Here is a 17,391-nt window from a genome sequence, read left to right as displayed (position 1 = left end):
TGTCCGGGCTTTGGCCCGAACGCGCCGCGCAGGATAAACCGGGCAGCGCCGACCTCGCCGGACGGGATCGACGTCAAAAAGGCTGAATCAGCGGCTTATGCAGCAGAGACTCCAGTACCTTTACCGGCGCGCGGCGAGGATTTTTCATGGCCTCCGGCGGCAAGAAAAAAGTCTGTTCCAGCATGAATTGCCCGTTCATCGCCGCGTGGGGCGTCTGATCGGAAAAACAGATCCAGCTGCTGCCGGGGGGGAAATCCACCGCCAGCTGCGGTCCGTACTGCTGGTAATCCCGGTCCGACTTCATGGCGTCGTGCAGCTGCAGCATCAGATGGTCATAGTGGCTGCGGCGGGTTTTGGTGATGCCCATCTTGTTCAGCAGCCAGCTGTTCAGCGGGGAGTAGCGGCCGAGATTCGGCAGGAAGCGCTGCGCCAGCTGCGGAAAAGGCTCACCCACCCGCCAGGAGCGGTTTTCCCCGTTGGGATTGATATTGGTGAAGATGCGCAGTATGCGCTGGCCGTGGGTAGGGCGTGAAGGGAAGGCATCCACATGCAGGCGGCTATCGTCTTTGCGCCATGAGGGGGTGTTTGTCCAGGCGGTAATCGGATGCAGCCGCAGGGTATTGGCGGGGCTGTGCAGGGTCTGCCGGTATAGGGGGAGTATCGCCGCCGCCAGACGGCAGCAGTCCTGGTAGTAGCGTTCAAGCAAATGCCGTACCGCCGGGATTCGTTCCGTCGCCGCCACCCCGGTGAGCCGGTTTTTCAGCGGCTGGAAGCTGATATTCTTCCGTTTCGGATCCACCAGCGTCGGATCCAGGAGGGCGATTTCATCCGCGGTCAGGCTAAACGAGAGGTGGGGGAAAAAAAGTATTTTTCCCTCTTCCAGCGCTTCCAGGGCGAAAGGCGCATCTTGCCCGTCCGCGTCCCACCGTTCATGGGTAAACGTGGTTACGGCGTGCTCAAAGACAATTTTATTATCTGACATATCATGTCCTTGCTATTGCTATATACCCGTCATACTTGGTTATCAACTCTCTCACGATATTCTGGAGCAATACAATATCAGTATTAAACGAAGCTTAAATACAATAAAACTATATTTCAAACGCCAGAATGTAATGATCCATGAACGTTAATGTATTTCTCCCGGAATAATAGGCATAACGAATTGAGATCGAACCGGCGGGGGGATCCACCGGAATATATATCAGCTGTTTTATTGATGTATTTCCATCCGGCGGCCGGGAGAGGGTATTTTTGCTGTGTTGAAACTGTGTCCTGAATCACATATTAAATGGCGCTTTCCGCCGCCGGCAGCAGGTTCGCGCCCAGTGAAGAGGACCATGCGACGCCGACCTGTCCGTGGACCAGGCGATTATCGATGCGCAATAAGAGAATATTGGGAGTTGCCATGATGTTTTTCCTTGCCGTTAAGACTGACCGTATCCCGTCTTCGCATCCGTGGGGGAAAACAGGCAGGGTGGATGCAAAGAAGGGACACAGGCATTGTGCACGGAGAAAAACGGCGGAAGGCTACAAGATGCTATGGTTTTATTGCAAGGCTGCAAGGAAGGGGAGCGAACCTTGCAGCGCTGTAATAATTAACCTCGTAGATAATGAAATCGTAGCGGATAGTATTCGGTATTGGTATGGCTTACCGTCAGTTCGAACGGTATGTCCCGCGAGCGGGACAGCCGGGTGATTTCAATACAGGGCTGGCCGGCGGGCAGGTTTAAATGCCGGGCAATCTCCGGCGGCGCCGCCACGGGCCGATAGTCGTCCCAGGCGCGCATGCTAAGCAGATTATAGTCGCGGGCCAGGGTGTCGTACAGGCCGTTGCGGGCCACTTTATCCCGGTCCAGCCCGGTAAATCGCGCTGCCGGCAGCAAGATTTCCTCATACAGCGCCGGATGTCCCTCCACGTAGCGCAGCAGCGTCAGGGCCAGCACCGGCTCAGGGCCGGACAGTCCCAGCAGGCGGCCCTGTTCGGCGCCGGGTTGCCGCGTTGCGTCATGAAGTATGACGGTATGATGCCGCAGGTCCAATTGCGCCATTTTATCGCTGAACCCCACCGGCAGCGACGGATCCGCCAGCCATGGCGGCAACGTCACCGTGGTGCCCCGGCCCTGTTTTTTTACCAGATAACCGCGATGGGCCAGCAATTCCACCGCGGCCCGCAGGGTGGCCCGCCCGCACCGGTAGGCTCGGCATAATTCCCCTTCCGGCGGCAACAGCGACCCGAGCGGATAGTCGCCGAACTCAATACGTTGGCGAATACCCCGGGCAATATGCAGATAAAGCGGCGCGGCCTGTTCGAGTTCGTTTTCCATGCCGAGTCTCCATTATCTCAATAAAGGGTGACCCGGCAGACTTTTGCCACTTTACTTTCCTGTGACGGGCTATCCGGCGTGACCCCGAGCGCGCCAGCGAGATTCCGAATAATAAATTTTGTGTTGATCAATAGCTCAAAGATCGGCCGTTCGCGCCATAGCGGCTATCAACAGCGGTACTCAATCGAGGGATACACTGTCCCCAGTAAGATAAAACACTGCCACGTTAAGGGATACACTGATGATTACGTAAATTTTAAGGTATTAAATCAATTGGTTAGCGTTGATTGAAAAGTTGGCGCGCTTCCTGCAATGCAATAGTACATCAACAGCCCGGCGGAATTCGAGACTCCAAAGGCGTTGCTATGGGATGGGGTTCGAATAAATAAATTCATGCAAAGGAGTCATCAAGCATGGAATGTACAGTCATTATTGTAACGCATGGAAAATTGGCTAATGAGCTGATAGCAACGTCGAATATGTTAATTGGTAGACAGGAAAACGTGGTAACGGTGGATTTTATGCCAGGAGAGAATCTTGAAAGCTTAATCAAAAACTCGCCGGCATTATCGAGACGGTAGCGGCTGATTTAGCCGTGCTTTTGTGGTGGATATGTTTTCCGGCAGTCCGTTCAATGCTTCCACCTATTTTGCAAAAACCGCAAGTCCACACGAGTGATTGCCGGCATCAATATACCGATGCTAGTGAATATTTTATTAGAACGCCGGGAGGTACCCAATCTGGACGATTTGGTTGATCTGGCGATAACCGTGGGACGCAATGCAATTAAACCGATGTAAATTCATGGAGTTATAAAATGTCAAAATTGCATTATTACGTATCGATGATAGATTGATTCACGGTCAGGTGATGACCGGCTGGGTTAAGCATCTCAATGCCAATAGAATTATTATTGTCGATGATGAGCTTGTTAACGATGAGTTTATGATATCAGTGCTGGAAATGGCCGTACCCAGCCATATGACATTGAATATCTATAATGCCGAAACAGCAATAGACATTTTGAATGCTATTAGCAATGACGGTAAAAATGACCAAATTATCATTTTGGTAAAAAGCCCGATCCCTGTTCTGAAAATGCTGGAAGGCAGAGTGGTTTTCGATGAATTAACCATCGGTGGCATGGGCGTAAACGAAAACCGTTCCCGGCTGTACCGTAATCTCGCCGCTTCCGATAAAGAACGAAAAGCGTTTCAACAAATCAATACGATTGGCCTGCCGATCCATATTCAGGTTCTGCCCAACGATGCTCCGATGGAATTAATGCCGTTATTATAAAATCAAACAAAACAGTTGTACCGTACTCCTACGCCATCAAAGGAAATATTGTATGCTAATCTCAGCCATTCTGGTCGCCTTGATCGCCATACTCAGTAATTGGTGGGTAACGCATTTGGTTACCCGCACTTGGTTATACCCCATCATCTCGGGTTTTCTGGTTGCCCTGGCGTTAGGTTCGCCTATCGAGGGGATGAAAGCCGCCGCTTATATCAACCTGGCTTACCTGGGCTGGATGACTGTCGGCGGCACCATGCCGGGAAACCTGCCCGTCGCCTCGGTATTCGGTACGGCGATGACCATCCTCAGCGGCGCTGAACCCTCAACCGCCGTGGTATTCGCCGTGCCGTTCTCATTGCTGGGCATTTTGACTTTCCAGGCCTCGATGAGCATTAACGCCCTGTGGGTCCATAAGGCGGAAGCCATGCTGGATCGCGGCAATATTACCGGCATGCGCATGATGAATTATGTGCCGTCGTTTTTTGTGGCATTGGTGCTGGTAGGCCTGCCGGCCTTTTGTATGGTGTATTTCGGCGCCGATTTCATGAAACAGATGCTGGCGATGATCCCGCCGAGTCTAGTGAGCGCTTTCCAGGTCATCGGCGGCATCATGCCGGCGCTGGGTATCGCCATGCTGGTATCGTTCCTGGGAAAAAAACGGTTAATGCCGTTCTTTTACCTGGGTTTCTTTTTAGTGGCATTTTTACATCTGGGTATTATGGCCATCGCGGTATTTGCCATTATCGCGGCGATTATTCTGAACTCCGATCGGACTATATCCATTATTAAAGGATAAGGAGCAGGCGCTATCATGACTATAGATAAAATTGCTGAAGAAGACGTTCGGACTGTACCGACGCTCACCAAAAAAGAATTACTGAAAACCTGGGCGCTGAATTATTCATCCGAAACCTGTTATAACTATGAACGCCTACAGGCATTGGGACAAACTAATGCCATGGTGCCGGTTATCCGTAAGCTTTATCCGAATGATAAAGTCCGTCAGGTTAAAGAACTGAAAAAATATCTGACATTCTACAATACCGAACCCTCGTTTTGCGGATTGGTTATTACCGGCGTCACGACCGCCATGGAAGAACAGCGCGCCAATGGAGCGGATTTACCGGCCGAGGCGATTGCCTCGCTACGTTCCGGCCTGATGGGGCCGGTGGCGGGTATCGGTGATACCCTGCAGGCCATTGTCTACTCTATACTGGCGGCGATAGCATGTAATCTGGCGATTCAGGGAAACCTGGCCGGACCGATTCTGTTTGAAGTGGGTTATAAGGCTATTATGATTTTTGTAGCCTGAACATGTTTTCCTCGGCTACCGTAAAGGACGTACGGTTATTCTTGATATTCTGCGAAAGGGGTTAATGGATAAATTAACCGATGCTTTCGGGCTAATAGGCTTGATGGTGGTGGGCGGCATGGCTGCGTCCAGGGTGAATATCATCACGCCGGCGATCATTAATATAAATGGTGTGCATGTCGTGTTTCAAGATATTCTGAATACACTATTGCCCTCGCTTATTCCCCTAGTGATTACACTGGGTATTTTGAAAATGATTAACCGTCAAATGAAACCCAACACGGTTATTGCGGTGATATTTATTGTCGGGGTGATCTGCTCTTATTTAAATATTCTCGCCGTACCCGCCGCTTAATAGATTCACGTTATCAGTTCCAGTGTCTTAGGGCGCTGGAATTAAAGGAGAGGGAAATGAAAGTCTTATCGCTGACCCAGCTCGGTAAATTTGAGCTGCAGGAGAGATCTGTCCCGCAGCCGGGCGCAGGAGAAGTTTTGGTGAAAGTCAAAGCGGCTGGAATATGCGGTTCCGATATACCGCGCGCTTTTGTCAATGGCCCTTATCATTATCCAACCGTTCTCGGCCATGAATTCGCCGGCCAGATCGACGCCGTCGGGCCGGATGTGAGTCCGTCTTTATTGGGCAGAAAAACCGCCATTTTTCCGTTGGTGCCCTGTAACCAATGCCGTTTTTGCCAGGAACGTCATTATTCGAAGTGTACAAATTACAGCTACTTCGGTTCGCGGCAGGACGGGGGATTTAGCGAATACTTGACCGTTCCGGAATTTAATCTGGTCTTGCTGGACGACGCCGCCGATTTGCGGGAAGCGGCAATGCTTGAACCGGCGGTAGTGGGTTTGCATGTCATGCGGCGCGCGCATCTGGATCTTAATGACAATGTGGTGATCTACGGTACCGGGCCTATCGGCATCATGATTGCCCGCTGGGCTAAAATCTATGGCGCCAATCAGGTGCTGATGGTGGATGTGGATCCGAAGAAAATCGACTTCTGCCGGTCGCTGGGTTTTGACTCCTCTGTAATGCCAGCGAAACCGATCCGGTGGCCTGGGTGATGCAGCATACCGGCGGGTACGGCGCGGATGTGTGCGTTGAGGGCAGCGGCTCTGCGGCCGGACTGGTTAATGCGTTGATGTCCTGCCGGGTGTTCGGCCGGGTACTGATGCTGGGAAATCCTCATGTTGACATGAATATTCCCCGTGAAATCTATGACAGGTTCATGCGTAAGGAGGCCCGTATCCTGGGGTGTTCAACTCCATCTATAAACAGTTCCCCCATGATGAATGGCAGGACGCCGCCGCGGCCATTCAATCGGGAAAACTGAAGGTCGGCGATCTCATCACTCAGGAAGTGGGCATCGAAGGGTTATCCGGGTTGTTTGATCTTATCCACGAAAACAAGGTTCTCTTCTGTAAGGGAATGATGGTGATTTAAATGAGCAATTTTCAATATGTTGAGACCGTAGACCGGGTGACCGCTGAAATCGCCTCGGTGCTCAGAGGCATCGAAGAGGAACAGATACAGGCTTATGTTGCGGCGTTGCTGAAGGCGGACACCGTATTTTTTGTCGGTGTGGGACGCGTTCTGCTGGCGTTGGAAACCGCGGTCAAGCGTTTGAATCATGTGGGGATTAAAGCCTGCGTGGTGGGTGATATCAATGAACCGCCCATCGGCCCCCGAGATGTCCTGGTGGTGGGATCCGGTTCGGGGGAATCGATTTTCCCCAAGCATATCGCCGGTTGCGCCAAAAAATACGGCGCCACGCTGGTTCATTTAACCTCCAATCCCGCCAGTTCCATCGCGCAAGTGGCCGATGTCATCGTGGATTTTCATTGCGGCTCAAAATCGGGGCAAGGCGCCTTTACCTCCATACAGCCGATGACCACCTTGTTCGAGCAGGTTTTGGTGATATTCGGCGATCTGGTCTGCTTGCGCATTATGGCAATAAAAGAATTATCCCTGGCTGAGGTCGCCGGTAATCACGCGAATCTTGAATAGCCGCGCTACGGTGTTGTTCGCTATGAGGAGAATGATATGAAAGTGGTGGCATTAACCCAGGTGGGTCATCTGGCGCTGCAGGAACGGGATAAACCGGCGCCGCGGCCGGGCGAGGTGTTGATGAAGGTGATGGCCGCGGGAATATGCGGGTCCGATATTCCCCGGGCTTTTCAGACGGGGACGCCGGCATTTCCCCGTGTGCTGGGCCATGAATTTTCCGGTAGGATCGAAACCGTCGGGCCGGGAGTCAACCCGGCGCTGTCAGGGCGCAAAGCCGCGGTATTTCCCATTATCCCTTGCGGACAGTGTGAATTTTGCCAAGATCATGTTTATCCCCGCTGTCTGAACTACAGCTCTTACGGTTCCCGGCGCGACGGCGGATTCAGCGAGTACGTTACCGTGCCCGAATTCAATCTGGTATTGTTTGACGATACCGTCGGCTACACCGACGCGGCGATGCTTGAACCGGCCACTATCGGTATGCATGTCCTGCGCAGCGCGCGGCTTGATCTGAACGATTCGGTGGCTATTTTCGGCGCCGGCACGATAGGGCTGTTGACCGCGCGCTGGGCGCGGCTCTATGGCGCCGGTAAGATTATGCTGATCGATACCGATCCCGATAAGGTGTCATTTTGCCGCACGCTGGGTTTCCAGCATGTTCTGCTCGCCGGCGAGTCGGATCCGGTGGAATGGGTCCGGCAATTGACCGGGGGATTCGGGGCCCATGTCACGATTGAAGGCAGTGGATCGGCCAGCGGGCTGTCGCAGGCATTAATGGCCTGCCGGACCTTCGGCAAGGTGGTGTTGCTGGGTAATCCGCACGGAGATATGGCGCTTGCACGGGAAACCTACGACCGGTTCATGCGCAAGGAGGCGGAAATTATCGGAATTTATAACTCGGCATATAAGCGTATGCCCCATGATGAATGGGCGGATGCGGCTTTAGCGATAAGCTCGGGTAAATTACCGGTCAGCGATTTGATTTCCCGTCAGGTCGATATTTCACAGCTTGCCGATCTCTTTGATACCATCAGGAACCGGCGTGAATTTATCTGTAAAGGCATGATGGTTGCCGAGGAATGAATGATGAAAACTCCCGCTATCGCACCCTCATTAATGTGCATGGATTTAATGTCTTTCGAGGCGCAGGTTTTATTTTTTAACGGCAAAATCGCCTATTTTCATGTGGATATTATGGATGGGCATTTTGTACCCAATATGACCCTGTCCCCTTATTTTGTCGGCCAGTTAAAAAAGGCGGCAGCCTCGCCCATTGATTGCCACCTGATGGTCACCAATCCGGAGGCGTATGTGAAGCCGCTGGCGGCGGCGGGGGCCGACATGATCAGCTTTCACGCCGAAACGGTGAACGGTCAGGCTTTCCGGCTTATCGACAGCATCAGAGGACTGGGAATGGAATGCGGCCTGGTCTTGAATCCGGAAACCCTATCGATGATGTTGTCCTCTATCTTGATATGATCGATAAGGTGACGATTATGACGGTGGATCCTGGTTTTGCCGGCCAGGCGTTTATCCCCGCCATGCTGAATAAAATCAGACAATTTGCCGATTATCGGCAACGACATCAGCTGAAATATCTCATCGAGATCGACGGCTCGTGCAATAAGGCAACCTATTCAGCCCTGGTTAACGCCGGATCGGATATCCTGATTCTTGGTTCGAGCGGACTGTTTAACCTCGATAAGGAAATTGTCGTTGCCTGGCGGATGATGCAGGAGGAATTGACCGAGGCACTCGCTCGTTAGCTGCATTACGCGCCATACTTTTCTCTTGGTACAAGGTGAAAGAGTATGGCGCGTGTTTATTTGGTTCAACGATTTATTTGTCTTCCAGCATATCCATAATATAGAGCAGTTCGTCTTCGCTGAGTTTAATGCCCAGCGTGTTTTCCAAATCATCGTTTGCCGCCCGATAAAGCGCGAAGGCCTGACTCGACAGGTACTGTTCGCGATTCTGCTTGTTATAGCCGATGGTCTCATTACGCAAAGAACGTTCCAACGCCAGACAGGTATGCACACAGATATTCAGTAGGCTGGTGCCGAATCCTCTAAATGACGTTTTCCCTCAGGATATGGATAAACGACATCACGATGGGGACAATCTTTTCGGATTGAGAAACACCAAAAATCCTGCAGATACTGTTCGGATAATTTTGTCAGGGTGACCGGATTATCCGCTACCGACGCGAGAGGAAATTGCCGCCGATGATCGTCTGGAAGGTGATTTCTCCTGGGGTGAGAAAATTGCGACAAGGGAATATGCGGTACATTGATATCGGGATCTATCACGCCTACGGATACAAGTACCTGGTATTCGGACATGAGGTTATGGATGCTGCCGAGCATGTCATCGACCGAAAGATTAATGATGTTGATATCTTTACGATCCATCTCATCCAGTACCGAACGCAGGAACACCTGCAGTTTTTGGCGATGCCCTCGCCGGAGGAACAAATAGCCAATATCGCTAGAGGCTTATTGTCCGCCGGCGGGAGCTGTCGCTCGCCGGCCCCATACCCCTTGAAGTGCAATAGGCTGAAGTAGATATCGTCCAGCTCGGCATTGAGGATCACCGTGCGTCGTAATGCCTCTATCACCAGGGGAGTAGAGACCATGTCAAGAGTTCGGATGGCAATATGGCAATCCTGTGAAATAATTGCCCCGGCCTGCAGTAGAGACCCCATATCCACCAACAGTAAAAAACCCTTGGTATTCGGCGTGGTGCTGATGCAGTGCTTGATTTGATCAATCGCCTGATTGGGGCGAATATCCAGCGGCATATCCACGGCGGAAATATTGTTCTCGGCAATGAGTTTTCTTGCGATATCGGCCATATTGCTGGCAATGTTATCCCCGTGGGTGGCGACGATGACATGGATATGCTTTTCCCGTTCCCTCACTACCAGGGACGCCAGAAGAAGGGTGATATAAGCGACCTCGTCATTGCTGATAAAGATGTCGAATTCCTTATTAAGCCGCCGCTTGATCGTTAACGCCGAATTGTACTCTTCGAGCTTGTTGACCTGATATCGCCGTGCCCAGATCGTGGCCCTGGGCTGGTTTTTATTATTCATCAGATTATCGAGATGATAACCCAGAGACAGTAGAAATCCCTCGCTGAATTTCTTGCCCAACTGCACTTCAAGTTCAACCTTGATGGATTGGCAAAACGCCAGGGTTTTCTGGCTCACGCCGTGGTCGAGACGGTTGCGATTAAAAGGCAGATTGCAGGCAATGTAATTATTGATTTCTGAGGTAATGAAACGATTAATATCTTTATCGGAAAAATTCTGCTCCAGCATAAGCTCTATTTTATTATCAATAAAATCATAAACCTGAAAAGGTGTATCATGTCTATTAACATCGATATCGGGACATTGCCGGAGTTCAGGACCGGGATCATCGGGATTTATGGTGATTTCCTCACCCAGCGCACGCTGCAGACCCACCAGATAATCGTTATCCCGGGTCAGGTTGAAAATGCCGATTTTGATATCGGAAGGGAGCGCCTCAAAGCGTATCGCCAACGGCTCGTCGTGGCGGGGGTCATTAGCGAAAAATTGCGCGCAAACCGATTGAATGGTGGATTTCAGCTTACCGACATTGCCTGAAAAGGACGAGCCGATTATGGCCTTGGCGCTTTCTACATCCATGGACAGGGGACGGTTGATTTTTCTCACTTCAATGCCGATCAGGAACTTCAGCAGCTCAACCTGATCTCCCGGTTCCCGGTTGGCCAGATTGGGCAGGTTGATTTTAATCGGTATCCGCCGCAGGAAGGTGGATAATAAGGCGGAATTCGGTTCCTCGGTGGTGGCGCAGACCAGGAATATTTCCGCTTTACGGTTACGCTTAGTTTCCCCCAGTAGGCCGTAAGTGCCGGTATCCATAAAATAGAAAATCATCTCCTGGCCTTCCGGCGGCAGGCGGTGTACTTCGTCTAGGAATAACACTCCCTGATTCGCTTCGCTTATCAAGCCCAATTTATCTTTGGACGCACCGCTGAACGCCCCTTTCACGTGACCGAAAATATGCGAGACCAGCAGTTGCGGATTATTGGCATAGTCAGCGCAGTTGAATACGATAAACGGCGATTTTTTCACCAGACGGCCTTGAAAAATAGCGTAGTTGTACATCAGGTTGGCAAACAAGCTTTTACCGACGCCGGTATCGCCGGTCAGCAGGGTATGCAACCCGTGCGGCGGGTAAATTACCGCTGCCTTAGCCTGGGAAATTTGCTTTTTCAGGCTGCCGTTATAGCCGATGAGATAATTGAAAGGATCCAACGGGCGCGGAGGACGATCGGTGTTTACCGTTGTTCCTTTGTCTTTGACAAAATAGCGTACGGGGCGACTATCGGATTTGCCCAGCACCCTTCACGCATTAGCAGGTTGAGATCGTTACTCACATTGGGTCGCGATATTTCCAACCGTTGAGCAATTTGTAGGGTAGTGATTCCCTCGGGGCAGGTTTCGCATAATTCAGTGAGAAGATGCAATATGTTCTGTTTTCTGGTCATCATGATTGACCTTTTATTATGTATATAGGTTTCATTATTATGGTAATTTTACCCGCCGGGTACTGTGAGCATTATCGATATATAAGTTATCTTGACATTGTCAAGTTATATTCCATTGAATGGAATACCCCGATTCCCTTCCCCGACTGAACCAACCCTCTGTCGTTCCGGTGTGCTTTCACGATCAACCTCCTTGTCAAGGGCACATAGTCGGCGGCTTCAATGGCTGAACCGAAGAAGACAAATCCCGCTTCGGACCCGGACGGGCGAGGCGACGTCCCGCCTTGTTTTAGGATCCTGTGTGATGGACATCACCTTTTACTGGACAGGCGGCGCAATAAATATTCCTTCTCGGACTGTTTTTATCCATCCCGACATATTAAAAACCGGCGGCCACCGGATAATATCGCCAGGTTTCAGATTCACGCAGGAATAGCAATGAATGAAATTTCAAAGAAATTACATTCAATAAAATAATTATCTCTACTTTTCATAATTAAATAACCTTACATTTAAAACTGGAGTTTTAATCCCATGCACGATTTGCATTTGGCTTGGTATGGCGCCATATTGGGTCTGTTTATTGCCATATTTTAATATTAAGAAAAATCAATCCCGTCTATGCCCTGTTTTTGGCGCCATTGCCGGCGCCATTATCGGCGGCGCTGATTTACAGCAAACCATCAACGTGCTTATATCAGGCACTCAAAGCATTATGGGCACGGTAATCAGGGTATTGGCGGCAGGGATCCTGGCGGGGGTCATGATGGAATCCGGTGCCGCAAATACCATTGCCCGGGAAATAGTCCGCCGGATGGGCGAAGGTAAAGCCATTTTTGCCTTGGCGCTTGCCACCATGGTTATTACCGCCGTAGGGGTATTTATTCCCGTGGCGGTGCTGATTGTGGCGCCCATTGCCCTTTCGGTGGGCAACCGGATGGGATTATCTAAAACCGCTTTATTATTGGCATTATCCGGCGGCGGCAAAGCGGGCAATATTATTTCCCCCAACCCTAATACCATCGCGGCGGCCAATGGTTTTCATCTTGGCTTAAGCGATGTCATGATTGCCGGTTTTATTCCGGCCATCGGCGGATTGATTGTCACCGTATTGCTGGCTTCGCTGATTAAGCATAAGGGACAAATGGTCTCGGATGCGGAAGCCGATACCGATACCCGCGCGCAGGTCAGCGGTCCGTCGCTGGGAAAATCCATCGTCGCTCCCGCCGTGGCGGTGATATTGCTGATGATCAACCCCCTGGGTTCCATTTTGCATATCAGCGCATTAAGCGCATTCAAACTTGACGCGATGTATGTGCTGCCTATCGCGGGCATTGTCGGTATGGTGGCCATGGGGCAAAGCGGGAAAATCATTCAATACACCACCTCCGGCATTGAAAAAATGACCGCTACCGTGCTGATACTTATCGGCGCCGGGGCCATAGCCGGATTAATCGGCGCGTCCACTCTTTCCGAGCAGGTGATTGCCCTGATAAACGCGGCGGGCATCTCGGGCACCTTCCTCGCCCCGATATCGGGCATCCTGATGGCCGCCGCCACCGCATCAACCTCCACCGGCGTTATTCTCGCCACCGGCACGTTCGGCTCCACCCTTATCCATATGGGGATTCCGGCCCTGGCCTCGGCGGTCATGATGCACACCGGCGCCACGGTAATCGATTCCCTGCCGCAGGGCAATTATTTCCACGTCACCGCCAACAGCATGTTTATGTCCATCAGGCAACGTATCGGCCTGATTCCTTATGAAGCGCTGGTGGGGGGCACCATGACCATTATCGCCACGCTGCTTTATGGCTTTATTCTGTAATTGTATGAAGGTAAGCATTATGACCCACATGAAATTCGTCCTGGCGCCGGATTCCTTTAAAGAGAGCATGACCGCCAAACAGGTTTGCGTGGCGATGGAACAAGGTTTCAAAACCGTTTTCCCCGATGCCGAATTTGTCCATGTCCCCATGGCAGACGGCGGAGAAGGGACGGTACAGTCGCTGGTGGACGCCACCGGCGGGGAAATCTTTCACCTGGACGGCACCGGGCCGCTGGGAAGCCGGGTCAAGGCGGGTTACGGCGTGCTGGGAGATGGCAAAACCGCGGTGATTGAGATGGCTTCCGCCAGCGGCATCCAGTATATCAACGCGGAAAACCGTAATCCCTCATCGCCACGACCTGTGGCACGGGAGAATTGATAAAAGCCTGCCTGCAGCGCGGGATTCGCCGCATCATCATCGGCATCGGCGGCAGCGCCACCAATGACGGCGGCGCCGGTATGGCGCAAGCGCTGGGGTAAGGTTCCTTGATGAGGAGGGGATGGCCTTGCCATTCGGCGGCGGCGCCCTGGGGCGGCTGCATAGTATCGATATGTCGGGGCTGGATCCGGCGGTGGGGGAAACGGAGATTATCGTTGCCTGCGATGTCACCAATCCTTTATGCGGCGAGCATGGCGCATCCGCGGTGTTCGGTCCGCAAAAAGGCGCCACGGAGGAAATGGTCCGCACCCTGGACGGCAATCTGGCGCATTACGCGAAGATTATCCGCCGGCAGCTGCGCCGGGATGTGGAGACTATTCCCGGTGCCGGAGCGGCCGGGGGTCTGGGGGCCGGTTTGCTGGCGTTTACCCGCTGTGAATTGAAAAAAGGCATCGATATTATTATCGACTTCAGCAAATTGAAGGAAAAACTGGCCGGCGCCGATTATTGCATTACCGGCGAAGGAGGGATTGATTTCCAGACCAAGTTCGGCAAGACCCCTTATGGCGTGGCGAAAGCGGCCAAGGCCGGCAATGTGCCGGTAATTGCGCTGGCGGGACGTATCGGCAAAGGTACCCATGAGTTATACCAGGAAGGTATCGATGCGATATTCGGTATCATTCCGGATATCGGCGAGCTTGGTTCTTTATTGGCCGATGGTGAAATCAATATAACCAGAACCAGCGAAAATATTGGCAGATTGATGAAAATAGCCACGCTAAAGTAAAAAATCATTCGCCGAAATGATACCCGTCATACTTCAAGTTGCAGGTGCGCTGGCAATACTCGGCTCATCCATGAGCCTCGCCCCTACGGGGCCGCCTTCCTGCAACTCGAATTATTTTGGGTATATAGCTAGTCCATACTTTTATTATGGATATCTGTACTGACCATAAGTGTTATTAAAGCGTAGCCGAAACTAGCGACATGTGAATTATCTTGTTGCGTTATTTAAAACAGCGCCGGAATTTACCGGCCTGCTTTTACTTAAGTGAAACGTGCTTTAATGATGGCCAATGGGATTGTGGGTTGAAATATATTTTAATATATGCAATGGTGACCGAAGAACATCTGTTTTTAAAATATCATTCCACCATAATGCCGGGAGAAATATCCATCAATATATTTACCTTTGATGCGGAATTTTATTTTGCATTAAAAGTTATTATTATTTTTGGAAATAATTACAATGAATGATTATCTGGAACCTAAACTTGCCGGGCAAATTGTTGCCAAGACGATGCAGATTATCAACTGCAATGTTAATGTCATGGACGGACAGGGAAAAATAATTGCCAGCGGCGATCGGGATCGCATTGGAGAATTGCATGAGGGAGCGTTGCTGGTGCTGTCCCAGGCGCGCATTGTGGAAGTGGACGACAGCATGGCTAAACATCTGTTCGGCGTTCGCCCCGGCATAAATTTGCCGCTGAAAATCGACGGCAGAATAGCCGGCGTAATCGGCCTTACCGGTAATCCCTCCCAGCTCCGGCAATACGGCGAGCTGGTATGCATGGCGGCGGAGATGATGGTGGAGCAGGCGAAATTGCTTTCTTTCCTGGCCCAGGACAGCCGGCTGCGGGAAGAGCTGGTGCATAACCTCATTCGCTCCGATGAAATTTCTCCCATGCTGGCGGAATGGGCCGAACGCCTGGGCATCGATCTGCATCAGCCCCGGGTCGCCGCCGCCGTTGAAATCGACAGCGGGCAGCTGGACGTGGATAATCCCATCGAGGAGCTACAGCAATTACAGGCATTATTAACCCAGCCGGGGGAGAAAAACCTCATTGCCATTATTTCCCTCACCGAACTGGCGGTGCTGAGGCCGGCGCTGAATAAATACGGCCGCTGGGATGAAAATGAACATTTGCGGCAATTTCAGGAAACGCTGGCGCTGCTGAAAACCAAAGGCCACCTGCGGATACGCTTTGCGCTGGGCAATTATTTTTCCGGCGCCAACAGCATTGCCCGTTCGTGGCAAACGGCCCATTCCACCATGTCAATCGGTAAAAGGCGTATGCCGGAAGAGCGCTGCTACAATTACCGTGATTTGAAACTGCCGGTATTGCTGCAGCGGCTGCAAGGGGGCTGGCAGGAAACGGAACTGCTGCTGCCGGTGACCAGATTGAAAATGATGGACAAGAACGGCCAGTTGCTCAATTCATTGAAGATTTGGTTCAAGCATAATAATCAAACCAGCGCCGCCGCCAACGGGCTGTTTATCCATCGCCATACCCTGGAATACCGGCTCAACCGTATCGCCGATATCACCGGCCTCAATCTGGCGGATTTTGACGACCGCCTGGCGCTGTATATCGCCGTACAGCTTGACGAAGAGAGCCAGGTGAAAAACGGCGGCGCTTTGCACGTTCACTCCCTTTGATGCCGTCGGGCAACCCGCCCTGACGATTATTTGACCTGGACATCGGGCTGTTCAAGCAGCAGCGGTTCCGGCGGCTGCGGCACCAGATGATCCAGTATTTGACGCTGCACCCTATACAAATGGTTGCGCATGGCTTTTTCCGCCGCGTCCGGGTTACGGGCGGCGATGGCCAGGGCGATTTCCCCGTGTTCATGGTTGCGCACCGTCAGGCGATCTTTTGACAGCGGCAGATCGTTTTTCTGGATATGCAGACGGACATCGGAGCCGATTTGCCGCAGCAGGCTGTAGAGTTCCGCCGCCAGCCGGTTATTGGAGGCGGCGGCCACCTGCTTATGAAAGGCCAGGTCCACCTTGCCGTTGTCATATCCCCCCTCCATGGCCGCGGTGCGCAGAATACGATCGATGTCCTGCTGGGAAGCGCGCACGGCGGTCAGGCGCACCAGCATGGGTTCAATCAGCAGGCGCAGTTCGATGACCTCCAGGGGATTGGTGATTAACGCCAGACTTTTTTTACTGGCCTCCAGCGACGTTTTGGCCCGCCCGGCAGAGGCTGCGGGCATCAGGCCCGATGCCCGCAGCTGCTGCAAGGCCTTGCGCAGGGCATAGCGTTTCACCCCCAGCTCCTCCACCAGCGCCCGCTCCGAGGGCAGGGTTTCTCCCGCGGCAAGGCGCGGGGTCAGGATCTCGACAATGTGTTCAATCAGGTCTTTTTTGCTGTCATGGTGATGTAATTGCATGTTTGATTGCATATCGCTATCGGGTTACCGTGATAGGTTGAAAAATAGCCGCCGGCTAACAGCATGAGCCGCAGGCGACCTCTGGATTCACCAGGCCGGCGGGATGCCAGCCGTCCCGGCCGAACCCCAGTGCGGCGATAAGCTGTTCGGCCGCCTCCAGGGCGGGACCAAGGCTCAACCCCGAACACTCTTCCCCCGCATCCACCCGCGTGACCCGGATCCCGCGGCGGGTAAGCGCCGGCAAATCCATGGCCGGATGCAATGCACCCAGTACGCATACCGCTTTTAGCGACGGCAGGCGGGCCAACAAGCAGGCATCAAGACAGTGCTGCCCGGTGAGCAGCACCGCCGCGTTGCCGGCCAGGGCCGAATAAAACCCCTCATCGTCCATCGTACCCGAGCCGCCGGCCTGGCGGACATGGAAGAACAGCCCCAGGCGCTCAACGGCGGCGGCGGCCAGGGGCGTGCACAGCAGTATGGGGTGTTTAGGTAGACTTAAGCTCATTTTATACC

Annotated in this window: 18 protein-coding genes and 3 pseudogenes; 14 read left to right on the top strand and 7 right to left on the bottom strand. The window is 52.3% G+C overall.

Going from position 1 to position 17,391, the window contains the following annotated elements:
- Positions 1-73: 73 nt before the first annotated feature.
- From GTU79_RS17935 to GTU79_RS17925, 3 genes and pseudogenes are all read right to left on the bottom strand, one after another.
- On the bottom strand, positions 74-982 hold the full coding sequence (locus GTU79_RS17935) for a Kdo hydroxylase KdoO (RefSeq protein ID WP_214513212.1): 909 nt from the start codon (positions 980-982) through the stop codon (positions 74-76).
- A gap of 308 nt (positions 983-1,290) precedes the next feature.
- Positions 1,291-1,410, bottom strand: a pseudogene (locus GTU79_RS17930) (PTS sugar transporter subunit IIB); the annotation flags it as partial.
- A gap of 188 nt (positions 1,411-1,598) precedes the next feature.
- Positions 1,599-2,327, bottom strand: coding sequence for a GntR family transcriptional regulator (locus GTU79_RS17925; protein WP_203523326.1), 729 nt, complete (start codon positions 2,325-2,327; stop codon positions 1,599-1,601).
- A gap of 413 nt (positions 2,328-2,740) precedes the next feature.
- On the opposite strand from GTU79_RS17925, the gene GTU79_RS31160 reads away from it, so the two are divergent.
- The 11 genes and pseudogenes from GTU79_RS31160 (at position 2,741) to alsE (ending at position 8,718) form a co-directional block, all read left to right on the top strand.
- On the top strand, positions 2,741-2,908 hold the full coding sequence (locus tag GTU79_RS31160) for a PTS sugar transporter subunit IIA domain-containing protein (RefSeq protein WP_338091413.1): 168 nt from the start codon (positions 2,741-2,743) through the stop codon (positions 2,906-2,908).
- A 289-nt stretch (positions 2,909-3,197) separates the two neighbouring features.
- On the top strand, positions 3,198-3,626 hold the full coding sequence (locus tag GTU79_RS17915; RefSeq protein WP_214513211.1) for a PTS sugar transporter subunit IIB: 429 nt from the start codon (positions 3,198-3,200) through the stop codon (positions 3,624-3,626).
- A gap of 52 nt (positions 3,627-3,678) precedes the next feature.
- Positions 3,679-4,422 carry a PTS mannose/fructose/sorbose/N-acetylgalactosamine transporter subunit IIC gene (locus GTU79_RS17910; protein WP_203523323.1) on the top strand — a complete coding sequence of 248 codons (744 nt, stop codon included), beginning with the start codon at positions 3,679-3,681 and terminating at the stop codon, positions 4,420-4,422.
- A gap of 15 nt (positions 4,423-4,437) precedes the next feature.
- Positions 4,438-4,938: a PTS system mannose/fructose/sorbose family transporter subunit IID gene (locus tag GTU79_RS30635; protein WP_253073360.1), complete on the top strand. Its 501-nt coding sequence runs from the start codon at positions 4,438-4,440 to the stop codon at positions 4,936-4,938.
- Between the two features lie 64 nt (positions 4,939-5,002).
- Positions 5,003-5,293 (top strand): PTS system mannose/fructose/sorbose family transporter subunit IID, encoded by a 291-nt coding sequence (locus tag GTU79_RS30630; RefSeq protein WP_253073359.1) that lies wholly within the window; start codon positions 5,003-5,005, stop codon positions 5,291-5,293.
- A 56-nt stretch (positions 5,294-5,349) separates the two neighbouring features.
- Complete coding sequence (locus GTU79_RS30625; protein ID WP_253073358.1) at positions 5,350-6,009, top strand: alcohol dehydrogenase catalytic domain-containing protein; 660 nt, start codon at positions 5,350-5,352, stop codon at positions 6,007-6,009.
- On the top strand, positions 6,009-6,278 hold the full coding sequence (locus tag GTU79_RS30620; RefSeq protein ID WP_253073674.1) for a hypothetical protein: 270 nt from the start codon (positions 6,009-6,011) through the stop codon (positions 6,276-6,278). The genes GTU79_RS30625 and GTU79_RS30620 overlap by 1 nt, the downstream gene beginning before the upstream one ends.
- Positions 6,200-6,388 (top strand): hypothetical protein, encoded by a 189-nt coding sequence (locus GTU79_RS30615; RefSeq protein WP_253073715.1) that lies wholly within the window; start codon positions 6,200-6,202, stop codon positions 6,386-6,388. The genes GTU79_RS30620 and GTU79_RS30615 overlap by 79 nt, the downstream gene beginning before the upstream one ends.
- The gene (locus GTU79_RS17895; RefSeq protein ID WP_203523320.1) at positions 6,389-6,952 is read left to right on the top strand and encodes an SIS domain-containing protein; all 564 of its coding nucleotides are present in this window, start codon (positions 6,389-6,391) and stop codon (positions 6,950-6,952) included.
- 36 nt (positions 6,953-6,988) lie between these two features.
- Positions 6,989-8,035 carry a galactitol-1-phosphate 5-dehydrogenase gene (locus GTU79_RS17890; RefSeq protein WP_203523319.1) on the top strand — a complete coding sequence of 349 codons (1,047 nt, stop codon included), beginning with the start codon at positions 6,989-6,991 and terminating at the stop codon, positions 8,033-8,035.
- Positions 8,036-8,718, top strand: a pseudogene (gene alsE, locus GTU79_RS17885) (D-allulose 6-phosphate 3-epimerase).
- 73 nt (positions 8,719-8,791) lie between these two features.
- Here alsE and GTU79_RS30610 read toward each other — a convergent pair.
- Together GTU79_RS30610 and GTU79_RS17880 are read right to left on the bottom strand one after the other, a co-directional pair.
- A complete protein-coding gene (locus tag GTU79_RS30610) occupies positions 8,792-8,989 on the bottom strand; it encodes a PRD domain-containing protein (protein ID WP_253073357.1) in 198 nt (65 codons plus the stop codon).
- Between the two features lie 274 nt (positions 8,990-9,263).
- Entirely contained in the window at positions 9,264-11,345 is a 2,082-nt protein-coding gene (locus GTU79_RS17880; RefSeq protein WP_253073356.1) for a sigma 54-interacting transcriptional regulator, read from the bottom strand.
- Between the two features lie 729 nt (positions 11,346-12,074).
- On the opposite strand from GTU79_RS17880, the gene GTU79_RS17875 reads away from it, so the two are divergent.
- From GTU79_RS17875 to GTU79_RS17865, 3 genes and pseudogenes are all read left to right on the top strand, one after another.
- The gene (locus tag GTU79_RS17875) at positions 12,075-13,319 is read left to right on the top strand and encodes a GntP family permease (RefSeq protein WP_253073355.1); all 1,245 of its coding nucleotides are present in this window, start codon (positions 12,075-12,077) and stop codon (positions 13,317-13,319) included.
- A gap of 28 nt (positions 13,320-13,347) precedes the next feature.
- Positions 13,348-14,485, top strand: a pseudogene (locus GTU79_RS17870) (glycerate kinase family protein).
- 462 nt (positions 14,486-14,947) lie between these two features.
- Positions 14,948-16,141, top strand: a complete 1,194-nt coding sequence (locus GTU79_RS17865) for a CdaR family transcriptional regulator (RefSeq protein WP_203523317.1) — start codon at positions 14,948-14,950, stop codon at positions 16,139-16,141.
- Positions 16,142-16,167: 26 nt separating this feature from the next.
- Here the strand turns inward: GTU79_RS17865 and GTU79_RS17860 are convergent, their stop codons facing one another.
- Together GTU79_RS17860 and GTU79_RS17855 are read right to left on the bottom strand one after the other, a co-directional pair.
- Positions 16,168-16,878, bottom strand: coding sequence for a FadR/GntR family transcriptional regulator (locus GTU79_RS17860; protein ID WP_214513210.1), 711 nt, complete (start codon positions 16,876-16,878; stop codon positions 16,168-16,170).
- Between the two features lie 55 nt (positions 16,879-16,933).
- On the bottom strand, positions 16,934-17,383 hold the full coding sequence (locus GTU79_RS17855; protein ID WP_203523315.1) for a Rossmann-fold NAD(P)-binding domain-containing protein: 450 nt from the start codon (positions 17,381-17,383) through the stop codon (positions 16,934-16,936).
- Between the last annotated feature and the right edge of the window lie 8 nt (positions 17,384-17,391).

It is taken from the genome of Sodalis ligni, assembly GCF_016865525.2.
GTDB lineage: Bacteria > Pseudomonadota > Gammaproteobacteria > Enterobacterales > Enterobacteriaceae > Acerihabitans > Acerihabitans ligni.
The sequence above is the reverse complement of the archived record's forward strand: the minus strand, read 5'-3'. Positions and strand labels throughout refer to the sequence as shown.